Origin of the sequence: Hydrocoleum sp. CS-953 (genome assembly GCF_002260545.1) — a bacterium.
Classification (GTDB): Bacteria; Cyanobacteriota; Cyanobacteriia; order Cyanobacteriales; family Microcoleaceae; genus Trichodesmium.
In genome coordinates this window covers 1-12,284 of sequence record NZ_LGSU01001405.1, presented here as the reverse complement: position 1 = coordinate 12,284, position 12,284 = coordinate 1, and the positions used below count along the sequence as shown (strand labels likewise).

Here is a 12,284-nt window from a genome sequence, read left to right as displayed (position 1 = left end):
AGTGATGAAGGTACTTTAGGGTTAATGACAGAGTTTTACGCTCATTTGAGTAATGTTAAGATTAAAGCAGAGGCATTACGAGAAGCACAATTAGCGATGTTGAGGGGGGAAGTTATCATAGAAGAGGGTAAGTTAAGGGGTTCGGGTAGTCGTGGGGAGGTAACTTTGCCACCAGAGTTGGCGAATATTCATTCTAAGAATTTTGTTCATCCTTATTATTGGGCAGGGTTTACTATGGTTGGTAGTCCTTGGTAAATAATAATTACAGCAGTTTTCATTTGAGTAGACCACAGTAGGGACGTTCCATGGAACGTCCCTACAGGGTTTTGGTTGTGACGATGTGGTTTATCCATCTGAAAAGCGCTGTAATAATGGATAATTGATAATTAGGGTTTGCTCAAAAAAGCATAGTGTGGGGAGTGTAGGAGGTGTGAGGATACAGAGAAAGTAGAAGGAATAATTTTTCCTTGATTTTTCTGTACCTATCTGCCTTTTATCCTAACTTTTTGAGGGTTTTCAACTGAAAAACAGGCACTTTATTTCGACCATAAAAAGCCTCAAACCTTTATCTGTCATGCTTACAGATTTAATATCAGCAAGCCCTACTTAAAATGGCTACGATACCATTCTCCTAATATTTTTGGAGAAACTCCAAGTAAGTAACCAATAATTACTATTTGATTAATTAGAGTAGTTTTAAATATTCCTAATTTTTGCCACCGACGGCCAGAAGTTAATACTGGTTTTGATACAATTCCAATTTTTCCTCTTTTCCTTAACTTTCGGATCAATTCAAAATCTTCCATAATTGGTATTTCTGGAAAACCACCAATTTCTTCAAATATTTTAGCTGGGACAAAAATTCCTTGGTCTCCATAAGGAATTTGCAAATAACGCGATCGCCAATTTACCATTTTCTCAACTATTCGTAAATTTCTTTTTGTTCCTCTAATACTTAATTCAAATGCACCTGCAATAATGTTCGGTTTGGCTAGAATTTCTCTTAATAATTGGTCAAATTTTAATGGTAAAAATGTATCTCCATGTAAAAATAAAAGAATATTTCCTGTCGCTGCTTTAGCTCCAAAATTCATTTGGATGCTACGACCAGGAAGAGAATAAATAAGTTTAATATCTAAAGATTTAACAACTTGAATTGTACCATCATTACTGCCACCGTCAACTACTATTATTTCTACATCTTTTCCTATTTGAGCTGTGGAAATAGTTTGTGCAATTGTACTAACTTCATTTAACACGGGAATAATAATTGAAATACTGCTCATCAATTTTTTTGATAATGGATGGAGGACTTATAATGTTTACCATTGAATAGGAGAAAATTTAAAAGCAGATGAAAATTAGATATGTATTAATTAATTTAACTAGCTATCAGCTATCAGCTTTTCCTTACGGAATGCTACGCAAACAGCTTTCAGCTAAAAATCCGAGGGTATAAGTCCCCCACTATATTTTTTTAAAATTAGTGGTATGTGTTAATGGGGGTCGCACACCCCCATTATACACGCCAGGAAAGCTGTTTCGCTACGCGACATGAAAAGCGCTAGCTCCTCCGCAGGTGGCTAGCTGAACGCTGACTGCTGACTGCTACTTCAAAATTGTAATTTTTCCAAATCTTCTGGACGGTCAATATCAGAAAGTTTTGGTAAATAGTCAATAGCTAAATTAATCTTGCGAGCGATCGCTACAGTTTGTGACAAAACCACAGAAGTTCCCCAATTAATTCCTTGAAATAATTCTGGGATGATTTTTTTAATACCAATTAGATAATAACCTCCATCTGTTGCCGGACCAATTATCACATCAGATTGAGTTAGTTTACCAAAAGCTTGTAACATAATTTCAGGAGTTAAACTAGGGCAATCTATACCAATAATTACTACAGATTTCATCCCCCGATTAAAAGCAGATTCAAATGCTCTAGTTATACGTTCACCTAAATCTCCTGTACCTTGTTCTTGATATTTTAAATCAGACCCTAACCAGTTTTTCATTAATTGCAAATTTCCACCAGCAAATCTAATTTCAATAGATAATGACATCCTATTCAATAATTTCTTAGCTTTTATTAAAGTTGTTTCAGTCATTTTCCTTTGCAGATTTGCTGCACCTTCTTCCCCCAAAGCAGGTATTAATCGTGTTTTTGTTTTTCCTGGTTCTGGATAGCGACTAAAAATAATTAGCTGTTCATTATTCATTATGATATAGTGTATACTATGCTTTAGTCTAATATATAGCAATTCTATTTTATTCCTGGCAAAAATTTACTGATTTTTAGGGAACAGTGAACAGGGAACAGGGAACAGGGAACAGGCAGAACTTTCAAGTTTTTTATCTACTTTTTGATTACCCGCGACCTATTTAGGATTGCTATACTAATTTAGGTTCTTAAAAGGTAAGCATTCAGCTATTAGCCGTCAGCATTCAGCAATAAGACCCTGTGTTTAAGAACAAGGTTTAAATGAATATAGACTTTAGAGCTGACTTTTGAAGTAAAATTTTTCTAGCTGGATTAATAAAGCTTTTATCGCTAACTAAAATAAATAGCTGATAGCTGATAGCTGACGGCTGAATGCTTACCTTAAAAGAAAATATTAATTAGATAGTTTTCTTCGAGATAAAGTCTTAAAAAATGCAAATAATTTGATTAAATCATAATATTTAGTATACTGAATAATTGTAATTAATAATAAACAACTATCAAACAACTTTGGGAAACAAAAGTAAATATGACAGTAACCATGACCAATAATCAAGATAAATTAATTAAAATTGCCGTTATCGGAGATGTTCACGGTCAGTGGGAATTAGAAGACGAAATAGCCCTCAAGCATCTGGGAGTTGATTTGGTACTATTTGTGGGAGACTTTGGTAATGAAGCAGTAGAGGTAGTTCAAGCGATCGCCACTCTTGATATACCTAAAGCAGCAGTTTTTGGTAATCACGATGCCTGGTATACAGCTACAGAATGGGGCAGAAAGAAATGTCCTTATGACAGAACTCAAGAAGATAGAGTCCAGCAACAAATAGACTTACTTGGGGAAGCTCATGTAGGTTATCGTAATCTGGACTTCCCAGAATTGGCCTTGACAGTAGTGGGGACTCGCCCTTTTAGTTGGGGCGGTCCAGAATGGAAATATGGCGATTTTTATCTAGAACGATTTGGGGTCAATAATTTTGAGGAATCTACTGATTTAATGGTGCAAGCTGTAGAGAATGCGAAATATAAAAATGTGATTTTTCTTGGCCATAATGGACCAAGGGGTTTAGGAGATGCTCCTGAAGACCCAGTGGGGCGAGACTGGAAACCTATAGGCGGAGATTTTGGCGATCCAGACTTTACCAATGCAATAATAGAATCTCGTAAGTTGGGTAAGAAAATTTCTCTAGTTACTTTTGGCCACATGCACCATAACTTGCGACATACTAAAGAGCAGTTGCGTAAATGTATTGATGTGGATAGTGAAGGGACTTTATATTTTAATGCAGCAAGAGTGCCACGCATTATTGAAACCGAAGACCAGAAAAAACGCCATTTCCCCATTGTTTCAATGAAAGGAGGTTTTGTTTCTCAAGTTGCTTTAGTTTGGGTGGACCAAAATTTGCAGATAATTTCTGAAGAATTTTTATATTGCCAAGAAAAACTTGTTTTTGAGTCTGCATAGGTGCTATAATAAATAATTGTCAAAACATTACAAGTGTCTTAGCTTGTTTGGTCAAAACTCCAAAATAACTTTTGAATTTTGAATTTTGACTTATTAGGGAGAGGTGGCAGAGTGGTCGAATGCGCTCGACTTGAAATCGAGTGAGGTGAAAGTCTCCGTGGGTTCGAATCCCACCCTCTCCGTTAACTAGCAGTGGTTTTATCCAGTTAACAGCTATTAAAATCCAGCATAGAGGATTAAGTTTTTAAAGCTGTTTGACTATTGTTTGAGCATAAAACTCTGTCATAAACCCTAAAGTACCCTCATAACTCACGAACCAAAAACTCCCTAAAGCTGAGTCTACTCCCCTAGTGATCGCTAACCTGGCAAAACCTAATTCTGCGTTACCGAAAAATCAAGGTATAAAGTCTTCTATTTCCAGAGAAAAAGCGGTCATTTAGCTAGCGCACAACTATCCAAAGTTCTGAGCCGATAAAATCTAACTTTTGAATTTTGACTTTTAACTTCTGACTTAAGCTATACAGCCTTCATCAGCAGACCCAATAGATATGTGAAAAAGAAGGGACATTCCATGGAACGTCCCTACAAGACTTTGAGAAACGAAATATTTAATTTCTGAAGATGTCTAATACTAACCATGAGGAGAAGCCCAGATTAGATTAACTTTTCTAAAGTTGAAGACCTATTTTGATAATAAAATGCACCTACACTCGTAAAATATGACCTTAATATCTTCTAAAGATTTTTGAACTCCAATTTCAGAGGAAAGAATTTAAGTATGCCACAAGCAACAGATTCAGGATTCGTTCAACCATATAACGGAGATCCTTTCGTAGGTCATTTGTCCACTCCAATTAGTGATTCTGACTTTACCAGAACATTCATTGGTAATTTGCCTATCTACCGTCAAGGTCTATCTCCAATTCTACGCGGTTTAGAAGTAGGTATGGCCCATGGTTATTTTATCTTTGGTCCAATGGCAAAACTTGGTCCATTACGGGATGCAGCAGTAGCTAACATCGGCGGATTAATTTCTACGATCGCTCTAGTCCTAATTGCTACTATTTGCCTATCTTCTTATGGCATAGTTTCCTTCCAAGGAGAAAGTCCTGAAGGTGCAGATCCATTAAAGACTTCTGAAGGTTGGAGTCAGTTTACTGGTGGTTTCTTTATTGGTGGTATGGGTGGTGCCGTTGTGGCTTTCTTCCTCATAGAAAACTTTCAAATTGTAGACTCTATTTTACGAGGTTTATTTAATAGCTAAATACCTCATATCAGTTAAGAGTTAGTAGTGACACTTTCCGTTCCGGAATGCTCCGCAAACGCGAAGTGTTAGTACATCAGTTAATAGTGACCGCTAAAACTAGAGACTTGAAATACTGAAGTTGTTTTTTTCATCCCCTATTCAAGGGCTAGACCTGATTTTTGGGTCAAAATTTTTGGTTAAATTAGGCGATAGCCTACTTTTAAATTATGTAATTTAAGGAGAATTTGAAATGATTGGTGATTATGCAGCATCTTACTTACCGTTGATTTTAGTTCCTGTAGTTGGTTTGTTAATGCCAATTGTAGTTATGGGTTTATTGTTCATCTACATTGAGAGCGAAGCTTAGTTCAGTTATCAGTTATCAGTTATCAGTTAACAGTATATCCGACTGAAGCTAGAGACTTTAAATACTGAAGTTGATTTTTTTCATCCCCTATCCAAGGGGAAATTTGAGACCTTATTCTTTGGCGTTGCTGAATTAAGGGATGAATATAAGTGGGATGGGCAGGATGCCCGTCCGAAAATATAAGGAACGGGCATCCTGCCCATTCCACAAAACTATTAAAATCATCCTCCATTTATGCAATGCCTATTTTTTGCTCAATAAGTTGATTCACAAAGTGGCGTATTAATATCTACCTAATTTGACAATTCAGGAGATAAAAACGCCACTTTTTATTGTTTTTAGGGGGGTTGTTATCTGAATTCATTTTTTACCGAATAATTAAGGTTTAAAGCCAACTATATCAAGAGAAACAATGAATTTATTTTCCTTTTATTCAATCCTATCCGTTTTTAGGGAGAGGTAATTATCAATTATCCATTATCCATTATCCATTATTGAACTTCCACAGGTGCTGTTTCATACCGCCGATTAAATCCACCAGATTCAATTCCAGATGTCACTCTAATATCCTGCCCTGTCAGATGCTTTCCTACAGGAGAAGCTGCCAGAACGATCCATTCGGCTACCTCCTCTGGGTCAAGAAATCTGCCAAACATGGTACTCTGTATACTTGATTGTGAACGCTCGTATTCTTTTCTAGACAAGCCCTGTGCTGATGCTCGCTTCTGGTGAACTGGTGTCCAGGTGTGCCCTGGAGAAACTGACACAGCCCAACCCCCGAACTCAGACATTTCAATCGCGCAAGATAATGTAAATCCTTTCTGTGCCGCCTTGATAGTCGTGTATGCTACTGCTTTAGGCTCACCAATATGTCCAGCAACTGAGGAAACGTTAACTATGCTGCCTGAACGACTTCGTTCACAAATTCGCCAGCTTTCTTGAACTAAGGTTGCTGGCCCTCTTAATCCCACCCGATAATGTTCGTCTAGAGGCTCTAAGGTAGACCATTCCACAAGTTGCTCAAAGTAGAATACTGCTGCATTGTTCACGATCGAATCAATTCCAGTATGTACTTCAACGATCGAGCGGACAAATTCTCTAATATTATCCTCATCTCGGAGATCAAGGTATTGAAAATATATCCTCCCTTCGTACTCTCCAGCTAGACTTTTAACTACTTGCTCTCCACAATTTTGATCGCAGTCCCCAAGGATGACTACACAGCCTTCGCGAAGAAAGCATTCGGCTGCTGCCGAACCGATCGCTCCAGCACCTCCAGTAATCACAACAACTTTGTCTGTCAATCCTAAGTCCATGTAATTAGTTACCTCATACAAATAATTTAATCTTAATCTGAAAATAAAACCTTAAAAATATATTTGAACAAAAATGACCCCAACTTGTGAGGCCATTGAGACATAATCCCAATTTCAATAAAGATACTGTGGGCAAAAGTAATCATTTTGTAACTTGTAGTGATACAAGAAAGAGTTAATACCAATTTCATAAAATATTGCTACAGTCACGGCACAGCTTATCTGGCAACAGCTCATCTGGCAACAGCTCATCTGGCAAAGAAAAAAAATAATAAAAAAGAGGAAAAAAGGTTTAATTTTTAGAATTTATGGGATTGATCAAGTTTTTTATTCTAGGAATAAATCACAACTTAAGATGTAACTGCCTTTTTTGAATTTGGTATAATTAACTAAAAAATATTCCGATACAAGACTTACGCCAAAATTATTAGGTAATACCCTGAGAATTCAACTGCTTTTTCAGCTCTTGAATGTAGAAGTGGGGCTTATAGCGGTTTTCACAAAGGTAGACTACAAAACTTCTTCCTTTAAACCCAAATCTCTGTACTCTATTAATGAAAACTGCTATAATTTCTTAAAAATACGATGGGAAGGAAAGACTGATACTCAAATTCAAGATGACATCCGCAGAATTATTAGTGGGAAAATAAAATAAATGTCAACATAAAGCAATACAATAGTTGAGTCAGCACTATTACTCATAGGTAAATCGTGAAAATATTCGTCTATCATACTCCTGAAGAAACTCCCACGGAAAATATGCCAGACTGCGCGATCGCAGTTGATGTCCTCAGAGCGACAACAACAATGGCCACTGCTATCCATACAGGTGCAGAAGCAGTACAAGTATTTAGTGATGTTCAAGAATTAATGGCAGTCAGCGAAAAATGGCCTGCTGAGAAACGCATTCGTGTTGGGGAACGAGGTGGTAAAAAAGTGGAAGGTTGTGACGAAGGCAACTCACCCTTAAATTTTACATCAGAAGCAGTTAAAGGCAAACGCTTATTTATGACTACTACTAATGGTACCCGTTGTCTTAAGCGGATTCAAAATGCTAAAGTTGTTCTAGCTGCAGCTCTTGTTAACCGTCGCTCAGTAGTTGAATATCTCAAGGAAAATCAACCAGAAACAATTTGGATATTGGGTTCCGGTTGGGAGGGTAGTTATTCTCTAGAAGATACAGTTTGTGCCGGGGCGATCGCTCACAGTCTACTTACGGAAACTAATTCTCCCCTGGATGAAACTGTAGGTAATGATGAAGTATTCGGAGCTATGTCTCTCTATCTTCAGTGGCAGGAAAAATTGTATGAATTAATGAACCATGCTAGTCATGGCAAACGTCTCCAACGCCTAGAATGTTATGAAGACCTGAAATATTGTTCTGAAACTGACATTTTAGATGTTTTACCTATGCAGACAGAACCAGGAGTTTTGTCTTAGTTGAAGCATTCAAAAAGCAATTAGCAATCAGCAGTCAGCAGTCAGCAGTAAACGTTTAGAAGGGGACTTTTACCCCTCCTAAACCATCCTGCGTCATAGTTGCAGGAGATTTACAGCGCTTTTCAGATTGATGAACCACATCTTCATAATCAAAACCTTGTAGGGACGTTCCATGGAACGTCCCTACTCTGGTCTACTGAAATGAAAACCGCTGTGATTCGGTATAAAAAAATGTTCCATCTGAGTGCTATTGCTAAATCTTTATCTAGTAAGGGCGTTTTGCTATCGCACAACTCCGTTTTGCTAGCGCAAAGCTCCGCTAACGGCTAAGAGCCGACATGAAAAACGCTGCGCGACATATAAAGCGGATCTTTACGTTAGTAAATGCCATTTCCTAAGGTCATGCTCCGCAAACGCCCCTACAGATGGTGTGTAATTTCAATTTTTGCGTAAGTCCTGATAATATTAAATTAGCTTGATTCGGTATAAAAAAATGTTCCATCTGAGTGCCATTGCCAAATCTTCCCACACTTCCCACACTTCCCACACTTCCCACCTCCCCAAATTTATCCGCAACTTAACCGGAAGTTAGGGAAGATAATTTGTAGCTAACTTCAGAGATAAGGATATTGAAACTATTCAAGTTTCTATCCTGCTCAAATTTTCATATAGGAGTTAGTTGTGTTATGGGAAATAGAACTGAAACTATTAGCGATATTATTGATAAGCGTCGCCCCTTGGTTGAGAAAATTGAACGTACAGAAACAAATCTGAGGGAACTCATCCCTGCATTACAAACTCTCGAATCTCAACGTAATCAATTAATTACCCAAATAGAAGATCAAAAAATCCGAGGTAGACTTGCGGAAATTGATTTTCTATCGCTGTACTTGAAAATAGCGACAGAATTAGAAGCATTGGCAAAATTGAAGGTGCGTTTTTCCCGCGATACCTTAAATATTGGGGTGGTAGGCCGCGCTCGACAAGGAAAAAGTCGCCTTTTACAAAGCTTGACTGGGTTGACAACTACGGAAATTCCCGATGGCGATCGCCAACATTGTACAGGTGTTCGTAGCACTATTCATCATAACCCTAACGTTGCAACTTATGGCGAGGTTTATTTTCATTCCGAGCGCTCGTTTTTAGAAGAAATTATCGCGCCCTATTATGAAAAGCTACATTTGGGAGCGAAACCTAATAGTTTGGTGGAGTTTGCTTCTAAACCTTTGCCACCATTGTCAGAAAATTTACCTGGATATGCGGAACCAGGTGCAATGTATGAACATTTGACTCGATATCACAATAATATTGATAAATATGTGGGGTTATTAAATTCTCCACCGAAGCGTATTTCTAGTAATGAAATTCGGGAATATGTTGCTCAAGATACTGCTGATGGTCAGCGCATATTTTTTAATTATTTGGCAGTTAAAGAAGTGAAAATTACTTGCCCTTTTCCTAATACTGAAGTTGGGCAAATTGCATTAGTTGATATGCCAGGATTAGGTGATACTGGTGTTGGGGATGAAGCTAGATTAATTCAGACATTAAGTCAAGATATTGATGCTGTTTTATTTGTGAGAATGCCTAGCGCTAAAGGTGATTATTGGGCAGATGTTGATGTACGACTTTATGACACAGCTAGGGCAGCAATTGTAGATTTGCCTTTGGATTTATGGTCGTTTATGATTCTCAATCAAACTAATGCTAATTCTGCTAATGGTGATAATTTTAATAATTGTCAAGATTTGGCTGGAGACCTGAGCAAAAAACATCTGAATTTAGTAGATTGTATAATTGCTAATTGTGCCGATGTGGAGGCAGCTAATGTAAAAATATTAGATACTGTTTTAAATTATTTGGCGAGTAAAATTCAGAGTTTAGATAGACAATATGCTGCTTCTTGTCAAGAGCGAATTATTGAATTACAAAAAACTGTACAGATAGAAATAGAAAAAGCGCGTCAGGCTTTAGCTACTCCTACTGCTAATCAAAATGAAATGGGAGTTTTTCTACCTTTATATAATCACTTGATGAGTAATTTATCAGTTGGTTTGATGGAATTGTTGGAGAATTTTAAACAACAACGTTATTTAGTAGACGAAGACTTTTTTCAACCACAAGTAGAGGCAGCAATTCAAGCTTGTAAAGAAAATGCAGGAATTCCTAATCTACAAGAAATTAAAGTTAGGCATAGAGAAAAGGGTTCTTGGGAAATTGTTTATGCCGAGTATTTGCATAAAATTAGGACTCATCTAACTCGACATTTTAATTCTTTAGATAATGGTTTAAAACAATTGATTGATGATGCTAAATCTCAGGTCAGCCAAATATTAACAGCACCAGGAAACTTGCCCGGTTTAACAACTTCTAGAGGAGCTGAATATCTGAAAATTATTGGTGAGAAAAAAGTATCTGAGTCACAAATTAATTTACGTCGTGCTTTCCAAAATTTCTGGAAATTTGAAATGTCTTATGAAGTAAATTTTCATTATCGGATTAGGCAACATTTAGATGACTTAACTCCTGATGATACTTCCCTCCGATTATCTGCTAAACCTACTGCCGAAGAAGTGCTAGAAAATTTAGAACAATTACATCAAGAAACTGTTTATAAATGTCAAGAAGCTTTAGCAGATTTATCATCAGAACCAAAATTAGCTGTGTTTGCTGCCGTAGAAGAATTTATCGATCAAGTATTACGAGGAGAAGAAGTAAAAAATGAATGGCCTGTATTTTTATATGAGGTACGATCGCAAGTTTGGCCTACATATTTTAAACCAATGGGAGAGGGTTCAGATGCACTGAAAGAATGGGAAAAATTAGTAGAAATAATTGCTCAAGCTAATCAATTAGAGTTACTTCAATTTATTAACAGGACTTACGCAAAAAATGAAATTACACACCATCTGTAGGGGCGTTTGCGGAGCATGACCTTAGGAAATGCCATTTGCTAACGCAAAGCTTTGCGCCAGCAAAACGGAGTTGTGCGATAGCCAAACGCCCTTACTAGATATTTGGCTGCTGGGTAAGTCCTGTATTAATTAGTAGTTAGGTAATAGGCAAGGGAATCTCAAAAGCAATAGTTTGGACTACCTTTGCTAGTTTTTTCATAATGCTTAAACTTTGTGATGACTGCAAAGAATACATTATCTGTAGGGATAGTTGGACTTTGGGAAAAAATGAAGTAAACTAGGCTGAAAAGACTCAAAGACAAACCAATTGAGCAAATGATGGAGAAAAAAATAATTACAATTGGCAATTATCAAGCCCTTGAACTTATCCATGAAAGCGAGCGTACCCTAGTCTATCGTGGTCAAAATGTCAATAGCGGGCAACCTGTAATTGTCAAACTAATAGCTCAAGAATATCCGAACTTTAACGAATTAGTCCAGTTTAGAAATCAATACGCCATTGCCAAACATCTAGACATTCCCGGTATTGTTAAACCATATTCCCTCTTGCGTTACAACAATGGCTATGCTCTAATCATGGAAGATACAGGAGGCATATCCCTTGCCGAATATCAAGGTCAATTGTCTATATCCCTTGCCGAATTTTGGGAAATGGCTTTGCAAATAGTAGAAATTCTGCACCATCTCCATCAAAATCAAATTATTCATAAAGATATTAAACCAGCAAATATATTAATACATCCGGCAACAAAAGAAGTAAAATTAATAGATTTTAGTATCTCGTCGTTACTACCGAAAGAAACCCAAAGTTTGCAGACTCCCAATGTCTTAGAAGGAACTCTGGCTTATATTTCTCCCGAACAAACTGGAAGGATGAATAGAGGGATAGACTATCGCAGCGATTTTTATTCTCTAGGAGTGACATTTTATGAATTAGTGGTGGGAATTTTACCCTTTAGCAGTGATGATGCCTTAGAATTGATTCATGCTCATCTGGCCATCTCTCCAGAGCCTCTGAATCAGTTTTTGACATCAGAGGGTTGTTTATGTCCGAAGTCCCTTTCAGATATTATCCTAAAGTTGATGGCGAAAAATGCAGAACAGCGGTATCAAAGTGCTTTGGGATTAAAACATGACTTAGAGAAATGCAGAAAACAATGGGTGGAAACAGGCCAAATTGAAGAGTTTGAGTTAGGAGAGTGGGATAGAAGCGATCGCTTCCTGATACCAGAAAAACTCTACGGACGCGAAATTGAAGTACAAACCCTTCTTGATGCTTTTGAAAGAGTAGCATCCCCCAATCTCCCCCAACCC

General features: G+C 37.3%; 10 protein-coding genes, 1 tRNA gene and 1 pseudogene. 8 read left to right on the top strand and 4 right to left on the bottom strand.

Going from position 1 to position 12,284, the window contains the following annotated elements; translation table 11 throughout:
- Positions 1-255, top strand: a 255-nt coding sequence (locus tag AFK68_RS28305) for a CHAT domain-containing protein (protein ID WP_143438377.1), incomplete at its 5' end; no start/stop codon positions are given.
- Positions 256-602: 347 nt separating this feature from the next.
- On the opposite strand, the gene AFK68_RS28300 is transcribed toward AFK68_RS28305, so the two are convergent.
- Positions 603-1,286, bottom strand: a complete 684-nt coding sequence (locus AFK68_RS28300) for a TIGR04283 family arsenosugar biosynthesis glycosyltransferase (protein WP_094677044.1) — start codon at positions 1,284-1,286, stop codon at positions 603-605.
- Between the two features lie 327 nt (positions 1,287-1,613).
- Positions 1,614-2,219, bottom strand: coding sequence for a TIGR04282 family arsenosugar biosynthesis glycosyltransferase (locus AFK68_RS28295; protein WP_094677042.1), 606 nt, complete (start codon positions 2,217-2,219; stop codon positions 1,614-1,616).
- Positions 2,220-2,762: 543 nt separating this feature from the next.
- Between AFK68_RS28295 and AFK68_RS28290 the strand changes: the two genes are divergently transcribed.
- The gene (locus tag AFK68_RS28290) at positions 2,763-3,686 is read left to right on the top strand and encodes a TIGR04168 family protein (protein ID WP_094677046.1); all 924 of its coding nucleotides are present in this window, start codon (positions 2,763-2,765) and stop codon (positions 3,684-3,686) included.
- Between the two features lie 97 nt (positions 3,687-3,783).
- Positions 3,784-3,868 (top strand) — tRNA-Ser (locus AFK68_RS28285).
- A 62-nt stretch (positions 3,869-3,930) separates the two neighbouring features.
- Here AFK68_RS28285 and AFK68_RS35660 read toward each other — a convergent pair.
- Positions 3,931-4,062: pseudogene (locus AFK68_RS35660) on the bottom strand (CHAT domain-containing protein); the annotation flags it as partial.
- Positions 4,063-4,464: 402 nt separating this feature from the next.
- Here AFK68_RS35660 and AFK68_RS28280 point away from each other — a divergent pair.
- Positions 4,465-4,950 (top strand): photosystem I reaction center protein subunit XI, encoded by a 486-nt coding sequence (locus tag AFK68_RS28280; protein WP_094677040.1) that lies wholly within the window; start codon positions 4,465-4,467, stop codon positions 4,948-4,950.
- A gap of 232 nt (positions 4,951-5,182) precedes the next feature.
- Complete coding sequence (locus AFK68_RS28275; protein WP_094677038.1) at positions 5,183-5,299, top strand: photosystem I reaction center subunit VIII; 117 nt, start codon at positions 5,183-5,185, stop codon at positions 5,297-5,299.
- A gap of 491 nt (positions 5,300-5,790) precedes the next feature.
- Here AFK68_RS28275 and AFK68_RS28265 read toward each other — a convergent pair whose 3' ends face one another.
- Entirely contained in the window at positions 5,791-6,615 is an 825-nt protein-coding gene (locus tag AFK68_RS28265; RefSeq protein ID WP_094677034.1) for an SDR family NAD(P)-dependent oxidoreductase, read from the bottom strand.
- A gap of 711 nt (positions 6,616-7,326) precedes the next feature.
- Here AFK68_RS28265 and AFK68_RS28260 point away from each other — a divergent pair.
- The 3 genes from AFK68_RS28260 to AFK68_RS28250 form a co-directional block, all read left to right on the top strand.
- Positions 7,327-8,055: a 2-phosphosulfolactate phosphatase family protein gene (locus AFK68_RS28260; RefSeq protein WP_094677032.1), complete on the top strand. Its 729-nt coding sequence runs from the start codon at positions 7,327-7,329 to the stop codon at positions 8,053-8,055.
- A 686-nt stretch (positions 8,056-8,741) separates the two neighbouring features.
- On the top strand, positions 8,742-10,970 hold the full coding sequence (locus AFK68_RS28255) for a hypothetical protein (protein ID WP_094677030.1): 2,229 nt from the start codon (positions 8,742-8,744) through the stop codon (positions 10,968-10,970).
- 315 nt (positions 10,971-11,285) lie between these two features.
- Positions 11,286-12,284 (top strand): serine/threonine-protein kinase (locus AFK68_RS28250; protein WP_246844516.1); only part of this gene is annotated, 999 nt, incomplete at its 3' end.

Bases quoted from the DNA above. Each gene is read 5' to 3' on its own strand.
- AFK68_RS28300 (WP_094677044.1), bottom strand. From the start codon at position 1,286: ATGAGCAGTATTTCAATTATTATTCCCGTGTTAAATGAAGTTAGTACA.
- AFK68_RS28295 (WP_094677042.1), bottom strand. From the start codon at position 2,219: ATGAATAATGAACAGCTAATTATTTTTAGTCGCTATCCAGAACCAGGA.
- AFK68_RS28255 (WP_094677030.1), top strand. From the start codon at position 8,742: ATGGGAAATAGAACTGAAACTATTAGCGATATTATTGATAAGCGTCGC.
- AFK68_RS28280 (WP_094677040.1), top strand. From the start codon at position 4,465: ATGCCACAAGCAACAGATTCAGGATTCGTTCAACCATATAACGGAGAT.
- AFK68_RS28275 (WP_094677038.1), top strand. From the start codon at position 5,183: ATGATTGGTGATTATGCAGCATCTTACTTACCGTTGATTTTAGTTCCT.
- AFK68_RS28265 (WP_094677034.1), bottom strand. From the start codon at position 6,615: ATGGACTTAGGATTGACAGACAAAGTTGTTGTGATTACTGGAGGTGCT.
- AFK68_RS28290 (WP_094677046.1), top strand. From the start codon at position 2,763: ATGACCAATAATCAAGATAAATTAATTAAAATTGCCGTTATCGGAGAT.